Here is a 19,860-nt window from a genome sequence, read left to right on the forward strand (position 1 = left end):
AGCTAGAAAAGTCCGGTGCGAATGTCCGCGCGACATTCCACCGTGAGCTCCCCGCGCGGAACGCTCCGCAGCGAGGCCTTTGCCTGTCCGGCCGGCAAGGATGACTGTTGCATCGATGCTTGCCTGCAGGCGCTCCGAGATTGCCGGAATTGGCTTTCACGCCCGGTTCCATGGCAACGCTGTCACCGCAGGAGGTGATGCAAATGCGTCAACTCACGATCTTCCGGAAAACCGTGTGGGCGTCAGTGGTTGGCTTTGCCCTGGTGGCATCGCCGACCCACGCAGCGCCCGTCAGCTTCGACAATGACGCCTGCACCAACCCTTCCGCGGAGGCCAGGCTGAGGCAACGGGAAACCGCGGTGCTCGGGCCTGCTCATGCGGATGCGCATGCCAGGGCACGCGCCAAGCAGTGTCGGGTGGCAAGAGGCCTGGAACGGGCGCCCGCGCCGGATGAACAGGTGCTGGCGGCGGCCAGGGCGCAGGCTACCAATACTGCCGGCCAATGGAGCGCACCGTTCGTCATTCCCGTGGTCGGCATCACGGCGGTGTTGCTGCACACTGGCAAGGTCCTGTTCTGGTCGTACGAGCCGACCCAGTACCATAATCCGGCGGCGTCCAACACAGGCGTTGCGTACGTCTGGGATCCCGTGACACGCACGGGACACGCCATTACACCGCCGGAGAACATCTGGTGTGCCGGCCAGACGATATTGAGCGATGGCAGGGTTTTCCTGGCGGGTGGCAATCTGCGCTACCCGGACCCGAACGCGCCGGAGGGGCAGCAGAACTTCCAGGGTGCGCTGAGCAGCTATACCTTCAATCCCCTCACCGAGACCTGGACCCAGCAGCCGAATATGTCGGTCGGCCGCTGGTATCCGACGCTGACCAAGCTGGCCGATAACAGGGTGGTGATCACCAGCGGGCTTGACGAGACGGGATCCGGCAATACCACGGGGGTGGTCGAGGTATTCACCCCTGCCGCCAGCATGGATGGCGTCGGCACGATGAGCACGGTATCGTTCCGCGATCCGTCCGGCATGTACCCGTTCCAATACCTGCTTTCTTCGGGCCAGATGATGCAGGCCGGGCCGGCTTTCTACAATACCGCGCTGTTGACGCCCGGCACCTGGTCATGGAGCAGCATCCCGAACATGCTGAGCTCGCACTATGAGTGGGCCAACGGGGTTATCTATACCGATGCCTCGGTGACACCCGTCAAGCAGGTCGTCATGATCGCGGGCGGCGCCGAAGGCGACAGTGCCTTCCGCAACAACGAATGGTTCGATGTCGGCAATCCCAACGCCGGGTGGAGACAGTTTCCGCAATGGCTGCAGCCTCGCCATAATGCCAATACCGTGATCCTGCCGGATGGCACGCTGTTTACGGTGGGCGGAAACGCGGCCAGCAACGGTTATGACAACCCGCATTTTGACAGCGAGCTCTATAACAAGCCGGCCGGCGATCCTACCGGCAGCTGGATTCCGATGAGCCCGAATACCATACAGGCGGGCTACCACTCGAGTGCCATCCTGTTGCCTGACGCCACCGTCTTGCTGTCCCAGGACGATATGAATCCTCTCGCGGCCAGCACGCACCAGGCACAGGTGTATTCGCCACCCTATCTGTTCAAGGGCGCACGCCCCAACATCACCAGCGCACCGGGTACATTGAGCCTGGGCCAAACCTTTACCGTTGGTTCAAGCACGCCCAATATTTCCAGCGTTGCCCTGGTGGCGCCGGGGGCCGTGACCCACGCCAACGACATGCATCAGCGCTATATCAAGTTGCGGCATACCAAGCAGGGCGCCAAGAACCTGAGGATCACCCTGCCCGCCTCCAGTGCGCTGGTGCCGCCGGGGTACTACATGCTGTTCATCATCGACTCGCAGGGGGTGCCTTCCGTCGCCAAATTCGTCCGTGTGTCTTGAAGCCTGTGGACCGTGCTGCATGGCGGCATGATTGTTGCAAGGGTGGGTGTGGTTATCCGTTCAGGAGACAGCCATGCCCTGCCCTGCTGATCATCAGAAACTGGAAGCCATAGGCGCACCACGCGGCGCTGGCTTTGGCAGACGCCCGCCCTTCCCTTCGCCCCGCCGTTGCACAGTCGCCGCGAACCGCGGCTGACCGTGGCTGCGGCAAGGCATCTGACGTCAGGGGAGGCGGCATCATGTGTACCAATTTCGTCCCGGCAACCGGTCCGGTGTTGCGCGATGTTTTCAGTGCCGAGCCACCAGCTGGCGGATGGAAGCCGGAAATCGGGCCTAGGCGATGCCGCACCGATCGTCCGTGCGGATGCCACCGGCCGGCGCGAGTGCCTGCTGGCCACCTTTGGCCTCGTGCCGCGCTCGCGCCACGTCCACGGTGCCCGAGATTTCGAAACCATGAATGTCCGTGCCGAGTGCGTCGGCGACAAGCGAGGCTCATGCAGCGCGTGGCACCGCACCCAGTTGTGCCTGGTGCCTGCAATGGCCATCTACGAGCCGTGCTACGTCGCCGGCCAGTGGATCCGGTATCGGATCTGGCTGCCGGACGAGCCGGCGCTCGGCATTGCCGGCTTGTGGAAACAATGGCCGGATGGATCCTATTCCTTCGCCATGTTTACCGTGACTGCGCCGGGCCATGCGGTGATGAAGCTGATGCACACGCCCGGCAAGGAGAAACGGGCGCTCGTCATGATTCCGTACCTGCAGTGGCAAGCGTGGCTCGCGTGCCGGGATCCCGAACTGGCGCGAAGCTTCATGACGCTCTACCCGGCCGAGAAGATGATGGCCGTCCCTGCGCCGCCTGTGCCCGAGCCTGCCGAAGCAACCGGTGCGGCAGCGCCATCGCAGTAGGCCGTTCAGGCAAAACGGTCATGCAGGATGGAAGCGCTCAGCTGGCGCTTCTTCCAGTACATATGGTCGATGCGCTGCTGCAGCTTGCCCAGCACCGCGGGGTCCAGGTCGCCGTAAGTCAGCAGCACGGCCGGGTGTGTGCCGTCGCCGTCTTCGTGCTCCAGGCTGTCGAATGGCGGGAAACCATACTTTTCCAGGAACGCCTGGATTTCTTCGTCCGAGGTGCCGGGGTCGATATTGGTGAGCAGCAGGCGGCTCATTTTCTCTCCCAATCTTGCAAGAGGCGTCGGGTAGCGGGCGCCTTTTTGAGGTTAGCACCTCGGCACCGTCCCTGCAGCACCGCGCGCTGATGCCATTACAGCACGCCATCGCCGTCCGGGCATATTGCACGGCCACGATTGAATGAATTCCCGTAGTCAGAACGGAAGCCTTTGCAAAACATCCATGCCCATCGCCGAATGCATCCCGGGAAAGGACGTGACTGGCGTGCCTGCCGATGCCGCGCCAAAGACAAAACCCCTCGCAGCGTTCGCTGTCGAGGGGTTTTGGGGATAAGAGCCTGGCGATGACCTACTTTCACACGGGTAATCCGCACTATCATCGGCGCGGAGTCGTTTCACGGACCTGTTCGGGATGGGAAGGGGTGGTTCCAACTCGCTATGGTCACCAGGCATGAGGGGTTGTGGCGCTGTCGGGTGGGACAGCGTCACGAATCGGGATGTAGTGTTGGTTGTGTGTGTATCGAGGCACAAGGCGATCGCTCACCAGGTGAAACACACTGGTTATAGGATCAAGCCTTACGGGCAATTAGTACTGGTTAGCTTAACGCATTACTGCGCTTCCACACCCAGCCTATCAACGTCCTGGTCTCGAACGACCCTTCAAGGAGGTCAAGCCTCCAGGGAATCCTCATCTTCAGGCGAGTTTCCCGCTTAGATGCTTTCAGCGGTTATCTCTTCCGTACATAGCTACCCTGCGATGCCTCTGGCGAGACAACAGGTACACCAGCGGTACGTCCACTCCGGTCCTCTCGTACTAGGAGCAGCCCCCGTCAAGATTCCAACGCCCACGGCAGATAGGGACCAAACTGTCTCACGACGTTTTAAACCCAGCTCACGTACCTCTTTAAATGGCGAACAGCCATACCCTTGGGACCGGCTACAGCCCCAGGATGAGATGAGCCGACATCGAGGTGCCAAACACCGCCGTCGATATGAACTCTTGGGCGGTATCAGCCTGTTATCCCCAGAGTACCTTTTATCCGTTGAGCGATGGCCCTTCCATTCAGAACCACCGGATCACTATGTCCTGCTTTCGCACCTGCTCGACTTGTCGGTCTCGCAGTTAAGCACGCTTTTGCCATTGCACTTTAGGTACGATGTCCGACCGTACCAAGCGTACCTTCGAACTCCTCCGTTACACTTTGGGAGGAGACCGCCCCAGTCAAACTGCCTACCATGCACTGTCCCCGACCCGGATTCACGGGCCAAGGTTAGAACCTCAAACAAACCAGGGTGGTATTTCAAGGACGGCTCCACGTAGACTAGCGTCCACGCTTCAAAGCCTCCCACCTATCCTACACAGATCGGTTCAAAGTCCAATGCAAAGCTACAGTAAAGGTTCATGGGGTCTTTCCGTCTAGCCGCGGGGAGATTGCATCATCACAAACACTTCAACTTCGCTGAGTCTCGGGAGGAGACAGTGTGGCCATCGTTACGCCATTCGTGCAGGTCGGAACTTACCCGACAAGGAATTTCGCTACCTTAGGACCGTTATAGTTACGGCCGCCGTTTACCGGGACTTCAATCAAGAGCTTGCACCCCATCATTTAATCTTCCGGCACCGGGCAGGCGTCACACCCTATACGTCCACTTTCGTGTTTGCAGAGTGCTGTGTTTTTATTAAACAGTCGCAGCCACCATTTTATTGCAACCCCTTCACCCTTCTGGCGCAGGCCAGTCAAGCTACCAGGGCGTACCTTATCCCGAAGTTACGGTACCAATTTGCCGAGTTCCTTCTCCCGAGTTCTCTCAAGCGCCTTAGAATACTCATCTCGCCCACCTGTGTCGGTTTGCGGTACGGTCTCGTATGACTGAAGCTTAGAGGCTTTTCTTGGAACCACTTCCAATTGCTTCGCAGCACTAGGCCGCTCGCCCCATAGCCTTGAATTACGCGCCCGGATTTGCCTAAGCGCCTTCTCCACTACAGGGACCGGGACTTCCAACACCCGGACAACCTTCCGCGATCCGTCCCCCCATCGCATCATACGACGGTGCAGGAATATTAACCTGCTTCCCATCAGCTACGCATCTCTGCCTCGCCTTAGGGGCCGACTCACCCTACGCCGATGAACGTTGCGTAGGAAACCTTGGGCTTACGGCGAGGGGGCCTTTCACCCCCTTTATCGCTACTCATGTCAGCATTCGCACTTCTGATACCTCCAGCATCCTTTACAAGACACCTTCACAGGCTTACAGAACGCTCTCCTACCACGCGTGCGCTCCTTTAAATCCACTAGCACAACCACCCACGATCATTGTTGGTGGCTTTGTCGATGCTGCGCATCGACAAGCTTGGTGCACTTAAAGGAACGCACGCGTCCGCAGCTTCGGTGACTGGCTTAGCCCCGTTACATCTTCCGCGCAGGACGACTCGATCAGTGAGCTATTACGCTTTCTTTAAAGGGTGGCTGCTTCTAAGCCAACCTCCTGACTGTTTTAGCCTTCCCACTTCGTTTCCCACTTAGCCAATCTTGGGGACCTTAGCTGGCGGTCTGGGTTGTTTCCCTCTTGACACCGGACGTTAGCACCCGATGTCTGTCTCCCGTGATTGCACTCTTCGGTATTCGGAGTTTGCTATGGCGGGGTAATCAGCAATAGACCCCCCAACCATGACAGTGCTCTACCCCCGAAGGTGAGACACGAGGCACTACCTAAATAGTTTTCGGAGAGAACCAGCTATTTCCAGATTTGTTTAGCCTTTCACCCCTATCCACAGCTCATCCCCTAACTTTTCAACGTTAGTGGGTTCGGTCCTCCAGTACGTGTTACCGCACCTTCAACCTGGCCATGGATAGATCATCTGGTTTCGGGTCTACACCCAGCGACTCAACGCCCTGTTCGGACTCGCTTTCGCTACGCCTTCCCTAATCGGTTAAGCTTGCCACTGAATGTAAGTCGCTGACCCATTATACAAAAGGTACGCCGTCACCCTGCTTCAAGGGCTCTCGCCCTTGAAGCAGGCTGCGCCGCGCTGCGCGCGCCGCACCCCTGATTCGTGGGCTATTTCACTTTGGAGTTCTTTTGTGAGCGGCGCTTGCGCGCCGCTCACAAAGTACCCGAAAGCACTTGAAGCAGGGCTCCGACTGTTTGTATGCATGCGGTTTCAGGATCTATTTCACTCCCCTCCCGGGGTTCTTTTCGCCTTTCCCTCACGGTACTGGTTCACTATCGGTCGATCACGAGTATTTAGCCTTGGAGGATGGTCCCCCCATCTTCAGACAGGATTTCACGTGTCCCGCCCTACTTGTCGCACACCTAGTTCCACAAGTCTGTTTTCGCATACAGGGCTATCACCTGCTATGGCCGGGCTTTCCATCCCGTTTTGCTAACAGTCCTGCTAAAGAGTGCAAGGCTCTTCCCATTTCGTTCGCCACTACTTTGGGAATCTCGGTTGATTTCTGTTCCTGCAGCTACTTAGATGTTTCAGTTCGCCGCGTTCGCTTCCCTTGCCTATGTATTCAGCAAGGGATGACCCATACGGGCCGGGTTTCCCCATTCGGACATCTCCGGATCAAAGCTCGTTTGCCAGCTCCCCGAAGCTTTTCGCAGGCTACCGCGTCCTTCATCGCCTGTGATCGCCAAGGCATCCACCACATGCACTTGTTCGCTTGACCCTATAACAAGTGTGTCTCAAGGACACCCTCACTACAGGTTGAGTTCTCGCATTTGTGCCGTATTCCAAGTCATCTTTCGATCACTTTAAAATACATTTGGTTGATACAATCACAACCCGGTATCGCGCTATACAACTGTGCTTCTCATCAAAGCACCGCGACACCTTTACTACATCCCATATTGTTAAAGAACAGCCGATCGTTAGATCGCTTGGCAATGCCAAATGCAAACGCTCAATGCTTAAGCGCTTGCATTTGGCCACCTGGCCTTAACCAACAAACCACCGATAAGTGTGGACGCTCAACCTTGGATGCACGCTCTGAAAGGAGGTGATCCAGCCGCACCTTCCGATACGGCTACCTTGTTACGACTTCACCCCAGTCATGAACCCTGCCGTGGTAATCGCCCTCCTTGCGGTTAGGCTAACTACTTCTGGCAAAACCCACTCCCATGGTGTGACGGGCGGTGTGTACAAGACCCGGGAACGTATTCACCGCGGCATGCTGATCCGCGATTACTAGCGATTCCAGCTTCACGTAGTCGAGTTGCAGACTACGATCCGGACTACGATGCGTTTTCTGGGATTAGCTCCCCCTCGCGGGTTGGCAACCCTCTGTACGCACCATTGTATGACGTGTGAAGCCCTACCCATAAGGGCCATGAGGACTTGACGTCATCCCCACCTTCCTCCGGTTTGTCACCGGCAGTCTCTCTAGAGTGCTCTTGCGTAGCAACTAGAGACAAGGGTTGCGCTCGTTGCGGGACTTAACCCAACATCTCACGACACGAGCTGACGACAGCCATGCAGCACCTGTGTCCACTTTCCCTTTCGGGCACCTAATGCATCTCTGCTTCGTTAGTGGCATGTCAAGGGTAGGTAAGGTTTTTCGCGTTGCATCGAATTAATCCACATCATCCACCGCTTGTGCGGGTCCCCGTCAATTCCTTTGAGTTTTAATCTTGCGACCGTACTCCCCAGGCGGTCAACTTCACGCGTTAGCTACGTTACTGAAGAAATGAATCCCCAACAACTAGTTGACATCGTTTAGGGCGTGGACTACCAGGGTATCTAATCCTGTTTGCTCCCCACGCTTTCGTGCATGAGCGTCAGTCACGTCCCAGGGGGCTGCCTTCGCCATCGGTATTCCTCCACATCTCTACGCATTTCACTGCTACACGTGGAATTCTACCCCCCTCTGACATACTCTAGCCTGACAGTCACAAGCGCCATTCCCAAGTTGAGCTCGGGGATTTCACGCCTGTCTTATCAAACCGCCTGCGCACGCTTTACGCCCAGTAATTCCGATTAACGCTCGCACCCTACGTATTACCGCGGCTGCTGGCACGTAGTTAGCCGGTGCTTATTCTTCCGGTACCGTCATCGACCCGGGGTATTAACCCAGGCCATTTCTTTCCGGACAAAAGTGCTTTACAACCCGAAGGCCTTCTTCACACACGCGGCATTGCTGGATCAGGGTTGCCCCCATTGTCCAAAATTCCCCACTGCTGCCTCCCGTAGGAGTCTGGGCCGTGTCTCAGTCCCAGTGTGGCTGATCGTCCTCTCAGACCAGCTACTGATCGTCGCCTTGGTAGGCCTTTACCCCACCAACTAGCTAATCAGACATCGGCCGCTCCTATCGCGCGAGGCCTTGCGGTCCCCCGCTTTCACCCTCGGGTCGTATGCGGTATTAGCTAATCTTTCGACTAGTTATCCCCCACGACAGGGCACGTTCCGATGTATTACTCACCCGTTCGCCACTCGCCGCCAGGCCGAAGCCCGCGCTGCCGTTCGACTTGCATGTGTAAGGCATGCCGCCAGCGTTCAATCTGAGCCAGGATCAAACTCTTCAGTTCAATCTCTGTGTGCCCCGAAGGGCTCGCTCTTTCGAGCGGTCGCTCACTCTCAGAAAACTGACTGACCAGATCCGAAGATCCAGTCACGCTTTGCTGTGCGAGCACTGTATAACTTTTTAGCTAAAAGACCGGAGTCTTTCGCATCCGCTATCAAGCGCCCACACTTATCGGTTGTTTGTTTGTTAAAGAACTTCGCCGCCCGGCTTTGCCGTTCAGCGCGCTGCGTTGTCTGCAGCGAAGGAACGAGACTTTAAAGAAATTTTTTCGATTACGCAACCGGTTTCGAAAAATTCTTTATTGCGCTGCACGCCCTCTTTCGAGTCAATTCTTGCGCGCCGTTCCTTTCCCGTTGCGCGATGCCTTGCCAACGAGGGGGCGAATCTTAATACCTTCGGCGTCGGCCTGGCAAGCACTTTTCTCGACAACAAGGAAAGAGTCGGCTGCCGCACTTACGGAAACAGCGCCATCTGCCCCGACAACAGCGTCTCGAATTCATCGTCCAGAAACGGCAGGATCGCGTCGGCAATCGGTTGCAGTTGCCGGGTCACATAATGGGCATAGTCGATCGGCGCCGAGCGCGCTTCCAGCGGTTCCGGACCGGCGACGGTCATCACATAGCTGATCCAGCCGCCGTGCTGGTACTGGCGCGGCCTGCCGTGGCGCTCGTTATAGTCGTCGGCAATGCGCGCGGCGCGCACATGCGGCGGCACGTTGCGCTGATATTCCTCGAGCCGGCGCCGCAGGCGCTTACGGTAGACCAGTTCCTCGTCCAGCTCGCCGGCCAGCGTGCGGCGCACGATGTCGCGCACATAGTCGGCATACGGTTCGCGGTTGAAGACCTTTTCATAGAGGGTCTGCTGGAAGCGCTGCGCCAGCGGCGACCAGTCGGTGCGCACCGTCTCCAGCCCCTTGAACACCATCTCGCGCTTGCCGTCCGCCCGCTCCACCTGCCCGGCATAGCGCTTCTTGCTGCCCAGGTCGGCGCCGCGGATCGTCGGCATCAGGAAGCGCCGGAAGTGGGTCTCGAACTGCAGCTCGAGCGCGCTTTCCAGCCCGTAGGCTTGCCACAGGTGATCGCGCCACCAGTCGTTGACGTAGGCGACCAGGCTGCGGCCGATCTGGGTGGCGTCGGCTTCCGTGCGGGCACGGCGCAGCCAGACGAAGGTGGAGTCGGTGTCGCCGTAGATCACCTCGTAGCCGCGGGCCTCGATCAGCGCCCGCGTCTGCCGCATGATCTCGTGCCCGCGCATGGTGATCGACGACGCCAGCCGTGCATCGAAGAAGCGGCAGCCGCTGGAGCCGAGGACGCCGTAGAACGCGTTCATGATGATCTTGAGCGCCTGCGCCAGCGGCTTGTTGCCATCGCGCTTGGCGGCATCGCGGCCCTGCCACACCCGTGCCACGATGGCCGGCAGGCAGTGTCTGGTTCGCGAAAAGCGCGCCCCGCGGAAGCCCGGCACCGCATCGGCATCGTCCGGATGCGCCAGCCCTTCGACCAGGCCGACCGGATCGATCAGGAAGGTGCGAATGATCGACGGGTACAGGCTCTTGTAGTCCAGCACCAGCACGGACTCATACAGCCCCGGCCGCGAGTCCATGACGAAGCCACCGGGGCTGGCCTCGGGCGCCTTCTCGCCCAAGTTGGGCGCGACAAAGCCCTGGCGGTGCATCAGCGGCATGTAGAGATGCGTGAAGGCTGCCACCGACCCGCCGCTGCGGTCGGCCGGCAGGCCGGTGACCGTGGCGCGCTCGAGCAGGAACGGCAGCAGCTCGGTCTTCTCGAAGATCCGCGTCACCAGTTCGCAGTCGCGCAGGTTGTAGCGCGCCAGGGCCGGCTTGTCATGGGCGAACATGCGGTCGATGGCGTCCATGCGGTCGTACGGATTGTCGATCGCCTTGCCCTCGCCGAGCAGCGCCTGCGCCACCGCTTCGAGGCTGAACGACGGAAAGCTCCAGGTGGCGGAGCGCAGCGCCTCGATGCCGTCGATGATCAGGCGCCCGGGCGCGCTGGCAAAGAAATGCTGCTGCGCGTTGTGCTCGCGCCATTCCATCTCGGCGCCGCCCCGCCCCAGCCGCAGCGGCACCTGGAACTGGCGCGCCTGCTCCTGCAACACGCGCAGGTCGAACTGCACCAGGTTCCAGCCAATGATCGCATCGGGATCGTGGTCGGCCAGCCACTGGTTGAGCCGGTGCAGCATTTCGGGCCGCGTCGCGCAGTAGGCAAGGGAGAAATCGACGTCAGCGGGCGCCTGCGGGGCCGGCCCGAGCACGTAGACCTGGCGCTGGCCGCAACCTTCGAGCGCAATCGAATAGAGTTCGCCCGCCGCGCTGGTTTCGAGATCGAGCGACACCAGGCGCAGCGCGGGCCGGTAGTCGGCCGACGGCTTCATCTGGGCGTTGCGCAGCACGCCGGCGGCATCCGGCTCGCCGTCGAACCACACCGGCGCGGTGATGAAGCGCTCCATCAGGTAGCGCTCCGGCGGACGGATATCGGCTTCATACACGTCCACGCCGGCATCGCGCAGCGACCTGGCGAGCTGGATCAGTTGCCGGTGCTGGGCGCAGTACAGGCCCAGCACCGGCCTGCGCTGGAAATCGCGCAGCCCCAGCGGGCGCAATTCGACCTCGCGTTCCCGGCACAGCAGCGCCTCGGCACGCTCCCGCTGCACCTGCGGCACAAAGGCAACCGACGTCTGCGGCGCCAGCCGCAGACGTCGCGGCCCGTCATCCGTCGCCAGCCAGAATTCGACTTCGGTTCCGCCTGGCGTATCGCGCCAGTGCCGGGTCAGGATGAAGCCTTGCTGGAGTGCCACGTTGCAGGATCAGGAAGGGAAATGCGTCGATGCGGGCGGATGCGGGACGCGCTTGCGCCGCGCACCCGCTGCATCAGCCCGGCGCCGCGTTGCCGCCGCGCCTTGCCGCCTCGATCGTGGCGATGTCGATCTTGCGCATCGTCATCATCGCGTCGAACGCGCGCTTGGCCGCGGCGCGGTCCGGGTCGGTGATCGCGGCGAGCAATGCGCGCGGCGTGATCTGCCATGACAGGCCCCAGCGGTCCTTGCACCAGCCGCATTCGCTTTCCTGGCCGCCGTTGCTGACAATGGCGTCCCACAACCGGTCGGTCTCGGCCTGGTCGTCGGTGGCGATCTGGAACGAGAACGCCTCGCTGTGCTTGAAGTGCGGCCCGCCGTTCAAGCCGACACACGGGATGCCGGCAACGGTGAACTCGACCGTCAGCACATCGCCCTCTTTCCCGTCCGGATAATCGCCCGGGGCGCGCATTACCGCGCCGACCGAGCTGTCGGGAAAGGTCTTGGCATAGAAGTTTGCGGCGTCCAGCGCATCGCGGTCGTACCACAGGCAGATCGTGTTCTTGCTAGGCATGTTGCGTCTCCTTGAAGACACGGCGCCGGGATCCGGCGCCGGGTGGGCCAGCGCGCCATTGCGACCGGCGCCGCCGGCCGGGACTCCAATGTCTCACACTCCGCGCGGCAATGCAGGCCATGGCGGCATCACATCGAGCGGAGGCCCGCTGGCATGCAGCTTCCGCCGGCGCGCGGATTCACTGGCCCTGGGCCGCGCGCACGAACGCGTCACGGGCGGTAACGCGCTTGACGTAGTCCTGGATGCAGCGGCTTTCGCCAACGCGCGGCGCACCGAACTGCCCTGCCCACGCCAGCGACGCGCCGAGATAGACGTCGGCGGCGCTGAAGCTATCGCCGAGCACGAAGGGGCCGGGAGACAGCGCTTTCTCGATCGCGTCGATGACTTCGTCATAGTCGCCCCAGCCTACCGTCTGCTTGGGCAGCGGCGACGCGGCGCGCATCATGCGGTCGGTCAGCGCGGGCTCGAAGCAGCTGCCGCAGAAGAACAGCCACCGCAGCACCGTGCCGCGCGCGGACGAGCCCGCCGGCGGCATCAGCCCGGCTTGCGGATAGGCATCGGCGAGCCAGGCGATGATGGCGCCGTTCTCGGTCAGCACGGTGCCGTCGTCCAGCACCAGCGTAGGAATCTTGCCCATCGGATTGATCGCGAGGAAAGCCGGCGAACGGCTTTCCGCCTTGGCGATATCGATGTGCTGCAACGCGTAGTCGGCGCCAACCTCCTCGAGCATCCAGCGCGCCACCGACGCGCGGCTCTGCGGGTTGTAGTAAAGCGTCATGGTCATAGCGTTCCTCCTGGCGCCTCGGCCCTGTGGATTGGAGGCAGCAGGATAGCACCGACCGTGCGCGGTCAGGCGCTGAACGCGAGCAATTGCGCTCCCTCGGAAACCTGCTCGCCGATGCCGTACAGCACCTCGCTGACCACCCCGTCGGCGGGCGCGCAGATGGTGTGCTCCATCTTCATCGCTTCCATCACCAGCAGCGGCGCACCGCGCGTGACCGAGCTGCCGGCCTCGACCATCACGGCGATGACCTTGCCCGGCATCGGCGCGGTCAGCTTGCCGCCCTCGCCTTCGGCCTCGCCGGCATGCGCCAGCGGATCGAGCCAGGCCAGCGTGGCGTGGCGGCCGCCATGGAAGACGTGGAACTCGTCGCCATCCCGATGCACCTGTCCGTGCGTGCGCCGGGTGCCGAGGTCGATGCGGATATCGTCCGCCTGGCAGGTAAAGGCGAAGGGCGCGGCCTGGTCGGCATAGATCAGCGTGCTGCCGCGTTCGTTGCTGTTCAGCGTCACGTCGAGCACCTGCTCGCCGAAGCCGAAACGCAGCGTGCGCGATACGCCGCCATTCAGCCGCCACGCGCCGGCATGGGTCCACGGCGAATGCTGGTCGGCGGCGTCGATGCGGCGCTGCTGGTGTTCGCGATCCAGCAGCGCCGCCACCGCCAGCGCAATCAGTTCCATGCCGACCGGCGCCGGCGGCGGGAACAGGACCGCCTCGTTGCGCTCGATCAGCCCGGTGTCGAGGTCGGCGGTGCGGAACGCTTCCGACTTCACCAGCCGCTGCAGGAAGGCCACGTTGGTCGACAGCCCCACCACGTGGTACGCCGCCAGCGCCTGGCGCATGCGCGCCAACGCCTCGTCGCGGTCCTTGCCCCAGACGATCAGCTTGGCGATCATCGGGTCGTAGAACGGGCTGATGGTGTCGCCCTCGCGCACGCCGGCGTCGATGCGCACCCCGGCCGGGCCATGCGAGTTTGCGTCAACCCCGTCGCCGCGCATGAACTGCACCGCCGGCGGCGTGCGCAGGAAGCGCAGCGTGCCGGTGGACGGCAGGAACTGCTTGTCGGGGTTCTCGGCGTAGATGCGCGCCTCCAGCGCATGGCCGTCGATGCGCAATTGGTCTTGCGCCAGCGGCAGCGGCTCACCGGCGGCGACGCGCAGCTGCCATTCGACCAGGTCCTGCCCGGTGATCATCTCGGTCACCGGATGCTCGACCTGCAGGCGCGTGTTCATCTCCATGAAGTAGAACGAGCCGTCCTGGTTGGCGATGAACTCGACCGTGCCGGCGCCGACATAGCCTACGGCCTTGGCGGCGGCGACGGCTGCCTCGCCCATGGCGCGGCGGCGTTCTGCCGTCATGCCCGGCGCCGGCGCTTCCTCCAGCACCTTCTGGTGCCGGCGCTGCACCGAGCAGTCGCGCTCGAACAGGTAGACGCAGTTGCCGTGGGTGTCGGCGAACACCTGGATCTCGATATGGCGCGGGCGCGTCAGGTACTTCTCGACCAGCACCTTGTCGTCGCCGAAGCTGGCCGACGCCTCGCGCTTGACCGACGCCAGCGCGGCGTCGAAGCCATCGCCGGACTCGACCACGCGCATGCCCTTGCCGCCGCCGCCGGCGCTGGCCTTGAGCAGCACCGGATAGCCGATGCGGTCGGCCTCGCGCCGCAGCAGCGCCGGATCCTGGTCCTCGCCGTGGTAGCCCGGCACCAGCGGCACCGCGGCCTTTTCCATCAGCTGCTTGGCCGCGCTCTTGCTGCCCATCGCGTGGATGGCGGATGCCGGCGGGCCGATGAAGACCAGCCCGGCCGCGGCGCAGGCCTCGGCAAAGGCCTCGTTCTCGGACAGGAAGCCGTAGCCCGGGTGGATCGCCTGGGCGCCGGTCTCCTTCGCCATCTCGATGATGTGGTCGGCGCGCAGGTAGCTGTCGCGCGCGGCGGCGCCGCCGATATGCACGGCCTCGTCGCAGAAGGCGACGTGGCGCGCCTCGGCGTCGGCATCGGAATACACCGCGACGGTGCGGATGCCCAGCCGGCGGCAGGTGGCGGCCACGCGGCAGGCGATTTCACCGCGGTTGGCGATCAGGATCTTGTTGAACATTGAGCTTCCTAGTCGTTGTGACATGCCACGATTACATGCGGAACACGCCGAACTTCATCTCGTCGATCGGCGCGTTCAGGCTGGCCGACAAGCCCAGCCCCAGCACCGTGCGCGTCTGCGCGGGATCGATCACGCCGTCGTCCCACAGCCGCGCGCTGGCGTAGTACGGATGGCCCTGGTGCTCGTACTGGTCGCGGATCGGCTGCTTGAACGCGTCTTCCTCCTGCGCGCTCCACTGCCCGCCCTTGGCTTCGATGCCATCGCGGCGCACCGTCGCCAGCACGCTCGCGGCCTGCTCGCCGCCCATCACGGAGATGCGCGCGTTCGGCCACATCCACAAGAAGCGCGGCGAATACGCGCGCCCGCACATGCCGTAGTTGCCCGCGCCGAACGAGCCGCCGATGATCACCGTGAACTTGGGTACCTGCGCGGTCGCCACCGCGGTCACCATCTTGGCGCCGTTGCGCGCGATGCCTTCGTTCTCGTACTTGCGCCCGACCATGAAGCCGGTGATGTTCTGCAGGAACACCAGCGGGATCTTGCGCTGGCAGCACAGCTCGATGAAGTGCGCGCCCTTGAGCGCCGACTCCGAGAACAGGATGCCGTTGTTGGCGACGATGCCCACCGGGTAGCCCCAGATGCGCGCGAAGCCGCACACCAGCGTGGTGCCGTAGCGGGCCTTGAACTCGTCGAACTCGGAGCCGTCGACCAGCCGCGCGATCACCTCGCGCACGTCGTACGGCTTGCGCGTATCGGTCGGGATCACGCCGTACAGCTCTTCCACCGGATACAGCGGCTCGACCGGCGCGTGCAGCCGGATCTGGTCCGGCTTGCGGCGGTTCAGGTGCTGCACGATATTGCGCGCCAGGCTGAGCGCGTGGTGGTCGTTCTGCGCAAAGTAGTCGGCCACGCCGGACAGGCGCGTATGCACGTCGGCGCCGCCCAGGTCTTCGGCGCTGACTTCCTCGCCGGTGGCGGCCTTCACCAGCGGCGGGCCGCCCAGGAAGATGGTGCCCTGGTTCTTGACGATGATCGATTCGTCGCTCATCGCCGGCACGTAGGCACCGCCCGCGGTGCACGAGCCCATCACCACCGCGATCTGCGGGATGCCGCGCTTGGACAGGTTGGCCTGGTTGTAGAAGATGCGGCCGAAGTGGTCGCGGTCGGGAAAGACCTCGTCCTGGTTGGGCAGGTTGGCGCCGCCGGAATCGACCAGGTAGATGCACGGCAGGTGGTTCTCCTCGGCGATCTCCTGCGCGCGCACATGCTTCTTGACCGTCATCGGGTAATACGTGCCGCCCTTCACGGTGGCGTCGTTGCACACGATCACGCATTCCTGCCCGGCCACGCGGCCGATGCCGGTGATGATGCCGGCGCCGGGCGCGGCATTGTCGTACATGTCGTACGCGGCCAGCTGCGACAGCTCCAGGAACGGCGTGCCGGGATCGAGCAGCTGCTGCACGCGCTCGCGCGGCAACAGCTTGCCGCGCGCCAGGTGCTTGTCGCGCGCGGCCTCGCCGCCGCCTTCGGCCAGCTTCGCGATCTTTTGCTGCAGGTCGGCAACCAGGGCCTGCATTGCCTGTGCATTGGTCCTGAACGACTCGGAACGGGCGTTCAGCTTGCTTTCAATTACCGCCATAGGGGCCTCGGGCAGGGTGATTGGTAGTAAGCGGCCTGTCGCTCAGGCCGTCCTGGATTCATCGATCTTCAGTTCACGCACCATCTGGTCGCGCATCACGAATTTCTGCACCTTGCCGGTCACGGTCAGGGGCATCTCGTCGACAAAGCGGATGTAGCGCGGGATCTTGTAGTGCGCGATCTGGTCGCGGCAGAACGCGCGGATCTCGTCTTCGGTGGCGCTCTCGCCCGGCTTGAGCACGATCCACGCGCACACCTCCTCGCCGTACTTCGGATCGGGCACGCCGAACACCTGCACCGCCTGCACCTTGGGATGGCGGAACAGGAACTCCTCGATCTCGCGCGGGTAGATGTTCTCGCCGCCGCGGATCAGCATGTCCTTGACGCGGCCGACGATATTGCAGTAGCCCTCTGCGTCGAGGGTGGCAAGGTCGCCGGTGTGCATCCAGCCGTCGCGGATGGCTTCGGCGGTGCGGGCCTCGTCGTCCCAGTAGCCCAGCATCACCGAATAGCCGCGCGTGCACAGCTCGCCCTTCTCGCCCACCGGCACGGTGGCGCCGCTGGCATCGACGATCTTGACTTCCAGATGCGGCTGGACCCGGCCTACGGTGGTGGTGCGCTTGTCGAGCGGATCGGTGGTGCTGCTCTGGAACGACACCGGACTGGTCTCGGTCATGCCATAGGCGATGGTCACCTCGGACATATGCATCTGTGCCACCACGCGCTTCATGGTCTCGATCGGGCACGGCGAGCCGGCCATGATGCCGGTGCGCAGCGAGGAGAAGTCGTAGTTGGCGAAGCGCGGGTGGTCCAGCTGCGCGATGAACATGGTCGGCACGCCGTGCAGCGCGGTGCAGCGCTCTTCGCTGACCGCGCGCATGGTGGCCTCGGGATCGAAGGCCTCGCCCGGGAACACCATCGCCGCGCCGGTCGACACGCACGCCAGCACCGACAGCACCATGCCGAAGCAATGGTAGAACGGCACCGGAATGCAGAGCTTGTCGTGCTCGGAGAAGCGCATCGCCATGGCGATGAAGCGCGCGTTGTTGACGATATTGCGATGCGTCAGCGTGGCGCCCTTGGGCGCGCCGGTGGTGCCGCTGGTGAACTGCACGTTGATCGCATCGTGGCGGTCGAGCTGCGCCGTGATGCGGTCGAGTTCCGCGCGCGCCACGCCGGCGCCGCGCGCCAGCACCTCCGCATAGCGGATCATGCCGGGCGTCTCGCCCTCGCCCATGCGGATCACCCAGCGCAGCGACGGCAGCCGCGCGGCCTGCAGCGCGCCCGGCGCGCTGGTGGCCAGCTCCGGTGCCAGCGCCTGCAGCATCTCGAGGTAGCGCGAGGTCTTGAAGGCTTCGGCGGCGACGATGGCCTTGACGCCGACCTTGTTGAGCGCGTACTCCAGCTCCGCCAGCCGGTAGGCCGGATTGATGTTGACCAGCACCAGGCCCAGCCGCGCGGTGGCGAACTGCGTCACCAGCCACTCCACACGGTTCGGCGCCCAGATGCCGACGCGGTCGCCCCGGGCCAGGCCCAGCGCATGCAGCCCGGCTGCCAGCGTATCGATGGCGTCGGCAAACTCCCGCCAGTTCCAGCGCACGCCCTGCTCGCGGAAGACCACGGCCTCGCGTTCGGGGAACGCTGCCACGGTCTGCGCCAGCAGCGCCGGCACGGTCTGCTCGGACAGCGCTATGCTGGTGTCGCCACGGACATGCGACAGCCCGCCGATCGGCAGAATGGTGGGAAGCGGCTCTCCCTGCATCGTCATCGTTGTCTCCAAAGCGCGTCGGTTTCGACTTGAGTTGAGCATAACTCAAGGTCACGAATATCGCCGGGGTGATCCACCCAGAATTCAGGGTTAACCCCGTGAAGCTGCTGTTGGTGCTGGCGGATAATCTTCCGACTTCCGCTCTCGTCACATCAGGATGACGAAAAGGTATACGGGCCGGCGGGAAAATTCAACATTAATTTGAGGCTTACTCAACTTCCGGCCAAAATGGAGTACGATGTGACGGCATCGCGCGGCAACCGCCAGGTGCGCGCTGCCGCAGGTTCCGCTCCCCCACACCGGGGCACGGCCGGTCGTTTCGCGCTTCACTTGCCGCGCCTTACTTGCCGCCCTTCACTCGCCGGGATACGACATCATGGAAGACAACGCCGCCGCTCGCCGGATCCCGTCCGGCGCCAGGGCGGAACAACGCATCCGCGACATCCTGCGCGTCAGCCGCGAGGTGTTCGCCGAACTGGGCTACGAGAAAACCACCACCACCGAGATCGCCCAGCGCCTGGGCGTGTCCGAGGCCACGGTGTTCACGTACTTCCAAAGCAAGCGCAAGCTGTGCGTGCGGGTCATCGAGGACTGGTACGACGAAATCATCGACGCGGTCGAGCGCGGCATGCCGCGCGACCAGAGCACCCGGGCGCAGCTGGCGTTCTACGTGAAGACGCACCTGCGCCTGTTCCTGATCCAGGGCACCGGGCTGTGCGCGCTGGTGCTGTCGGAAGGACGGGCCAAGGGACCGGAACTGGGACAGGAGTTCGTGCCGCTGCAGCGCCGCTATACGGCGCCGCTGATGGAGCTGCTGGCGCGCGGCCGCGAGCATGGCGAGATCCGCGCCGACCTGCCGCTGAGCCTGTTGCGCTCCGCCATCCTGGGGCCGATGGAGCATATCCTGTGGGATGCCATCGCGCGCGAGCGCGAGGTCGATATCGACAAGACCGCCGCCGACATGGTGGCCTTGCTGTGGCCCGCGCTGCAGCCGGCGAATATCGAGCTGGAGGCGCTGCGGGCCTTCCACGGCGAAGTCGGCGCGGCGCTGCGCAAGCTGGGCGACGCCTGACCGGCGCGCCGGGCGGCGCGCGCAAATTCCTTGTACGCTGGAGGAGGCGTTCATCCCCCAGCACGGAGATTGCGACATGGCCGTCCAGCTCAACCACACCATCGTCTTCTCTCGCGACAAGCGGGTCTCCGCGGACTTCCTGTGCGAGGTCCTGGGCCGCCCGCCGGCCGAGCCGTTCGGGCCCTTCCTCGGCGTAGCGCTCGACAACGGCGTCACCCTCGACTTCATGGACGCGCAAGGCGATATCGCCATGCAGCACTATGCCTTCCTGGTCAGCGACGCCGAGTTCGACCACGGTTTTGCCCGCGTCCGCGCGCACCGGCTCACGTACTGGGCCGACCCCTACCGGCGCCGCCCCGGCGAGGTCAATACCGACGACGGCGGCCGGCGCATCTATTTCGAGGATCCCAGCAAGCACTTTCTCGAGATCTTCACCAAGGGCTGAAGCCGACGCGGCTTTGGCGTGCCGTTGGCGAGACACCGCCAAGTGGCGCCGTGCTGCACTTGGTTGATGCGGTTGCGCCTCTTAGAATGAAA

General features: G+C 62.9%; 11 protein-coding genes and 3 rRNA genes. 4 read left to right on the plus strand and 10 right to left on the minus strand.

Annotation, left to right across the window (positions count from 1 at the left end):
* Positions 1–203 precede the first annotated feature (203 nt).
* Complete coding sequence (locus LIN44_RS10160) at positions 204–1,928, plus strand: galactose oxidase early set domain-containing protein (RefSeq protein WP_227311971.1); 1,725 nt, start codon at positions 204–206, stop codon at positions 1,926–1,928.
* Between the two features lie 282 nt (positions 1,929–2,210).
* On the plus strand, positions 2,211–2,834 hold the full coding sequence (locus LIN44_RS10165; protein WP_370641556.1) for an SOS response-associated peptidase family protein: 624 nt from the start codon (positions 2,211–2,213) through the stop codon (positions 2,832–2,834).
* A 5-nt stretch (positions 2,835–2,839) separates the two neighbouring features.
* Here LIN44_RS10165 and LIN44_RS10170 read toward each other — a convergent pair whose 3' ends face one another.
* From LIN44_RS10170 to LIN44_RS10215, 10 genes are all read right to left on the minus strand, one after another.
* Positions 2,840–3,094, minus strand: coding sequence for an RNA-binding protein (locus LIN44_RS10170; RefSeq protein WP_227311972.1), 255 nt, complete (start codon positions 3,092–3,094; stop codon positions 2,840–2,842).
* A 297-nt stretch (positions 3,095–3,391) separates the two neighbouring features.
* Positions 3,392–3,505: ribosomal RNA gene (gene rrf / locus LIN44_RS10175) — 5S ribosomal RNA — on the minus strand.
* 115 nt (positions 3,506–3,620) lie between these two features.
* Positions 3,621–6,729, minus strand: a 23S ribosomal RNA gene (locus LIN44_RS10180).
* A gap of 323 nt (positions 6,730–7,052) precedes the next feature.
* Positions 7,053–8,584, minus strand: a 16S ribosomal RNA gene (locus LIN44_RS10185).
* Together the 16S, 23S and 5S rRNA genes form the textbook arrangement of a ribosomal RNA operon.
* A gap of 449 nt (positions 8,585–9,033) precedes the next feature.
* Positions 9,034–11,397 (minus strand): DNA polymerase II, encoded by a 2,364-nt coding sequence (locus LIN44_RS10190; RefSeq protein WP_227311973.1) that lies wholly within the window; start codon positions 11,395–11,397, stop codon positions 9,034–9,036.
* Between the two features lie 73 nt (positions 11,398–11,470).
* The gene (locus LIN44_RS10195) at positions 11,471–11,968 is read right to left on the minus strand and encodes a VOC family protein (protein WP_227311974.1); all 498 of its coding nucleotides are present in this window, start codon (positions 11,966–11,968) and stop codon (positions 11,471–11,473) included.
* Positions 11,969–12,146: 178 nt separating this feature from the next.
* Positions 12,147–12,752 carry a glutathione S-transferase family protein gene (locus LIN44_RS10200; protein WP_227311975.1) on the minus strand — a complete coding sequence of 202 codons (606 nt, stop codon included), beginning with the start codon at positions 12,750–12,752 and terminating at the stop codon, positions 12,147–12,149.
* Between the two features lie 65 nt (positions 12,753–12,817).
* Positions 12,818–14,845 (minus strand): acetyl/propionyl/methylcrotonyl-CoA carboxylase subunit alpha, encoded by a 2,028-nt coding sequence (locus tag LIN44_RS10205; RefSeq protein WP_227311976.1) that lies wholly within the window; start codon positions 14,843–14,845, stop codon positions 12,818–12,820.
* Positions 14,846–14,876: 31 nt separating this feature from the next.
* Positions 14,877–16,484: a carboxyl transferase domain-containing protein gene (locus tag LIN44_RS10210; RefSeq protein WP_227311978.1), complete on the minus strand. Its 1,608-nt coding sequence runs from the start codon at positions 16,482–16,484 to the stop codon at positions 14,877–14,879.
* 42 nt (positions 16,485–16,526) lie between these two features.
* Positions 16,527–18,251: an AMP-binding protein gene (locus LIN44_RS10215; RefSeq protein WP_227311980.1), complete on the minus strand. Its 1,725-nt coding sequence runs from the start codon at positions 18,249–18,251 to the stop codon at positions 16,527–16,529.
* 376 nt (positions 18,252–18,627) lie between these two features.
* Between LIN44_RS10215 and LIN44_RS10220 the strand changes: the two genes are divergently transcribed.
* Positions 18,628–19,323: a TetR/AcrR family transcriptional regulator gene (locus LIN44_RS10220; RefSeq protein ID WP_227311982.1), complete on the plus strand. Its 696-nt coding sequence runs from the start codon at positions 18,628–18,630 to the stop codon at positions 19,321–19,323.
* 76 nt (positions 19,324–19,399) lie between these two features.
* Entirely contained in the window at positions 19,400–19,768 is a 369-nt protein-coding gene (locus LIN44_RS10225; RefSeq protein WP_227311984.1) for a VOC family protein, read from the plus strand.
* Positions 19,769–19,860 lie beyond the last annotated feature (92 nt).

The organism is Cupriavidus sp. MP-37 (assembly GCF_020618415.1).
GTDB lineage: Bacteria > Pseudomonadota > Gammaproteobacteria > Burkholderiales > Burkholderiaceae > Cupriavidus.

What these genes read in the sequence shown, in the direction of transcription:
- LIN44_RS10160 (WP_227311971.1), top strand. Translation starts at nt 204, where the DNA reads ATGCGTCAACTCACGATCTTCCGGAAAACCGTGTGGGCGTCAGTGGTT.
- LIN44_RS10165 (WP_370641556.1), top strand. Translation starts at nt 2,211, where the DNA reads ATGTTTTCAGTGCCGAGCCACCAGCTGGCGGATGGAAGCCGGAAATCG.
- LIN44_RS10170 (WP_227311972.1), bottom strand. Translation starts at nt 3,094, where the DNA reads ATGAGCCGCCTGCTGCTCACCAATATCGACCCCGGCACCTCGGACGAA.
- LIN44_RS10195 (WP_227311974.1), bottom strand. Translation starts at nt 11,968, where the DNA reads ATGCCTAGCAAGAACACGATCTGCCTGTGGTACGACCGCGATGCGCTG.
- LIN44_RS10200 (WP_227311975.1), bottom strand. Translation starts at nt 12,752, where the DNA reads ATGACCATGACGCTTTACTACAACCCGCAGAGCCGCGCGTCGGTGGCG.
- LIN44_RS10205 (WP_227311976.1), bottom strand. Translation starts at nt 14,845, where the DNA reads ATGTTCAACAAGATCCTGATCGCCAACCGCGGTGAAATCGCCTGCCGC.
- LIN44_RS10210 (WP_227311978.1), bottom strand. Translation starts at nt 16,484, where the DNA reads ATGGCGGTAATTGAAAGCAAGCTGAACGCCCGTTCCGAGTCGTTCAGG.
- LIN44_RS10215 (WP_227311980.1), bottom strand. Translation starts at nt 18,251, where the DNA reads ATGACGATGCAGGGAGAGCCGCTTCCCACCATTCTGCCGATCGGCGGG.
- LIN44_RS10220 (WP_227311982.1), top strand. Translation starts at nt 18,628, where the DNA reads ATGGAAGACAACGCCGCCGCTCGCCGGATCCCGTCCGGCGCCAGGGCG.
- LIN44_RS10225 (WP_227311984.1), top strand. Translation starts at nt 19,400, where the DNA reads ATGGCCGTCCAGCTCAACCACACCATCGTCTTCTCTCGCGACAAGCGG.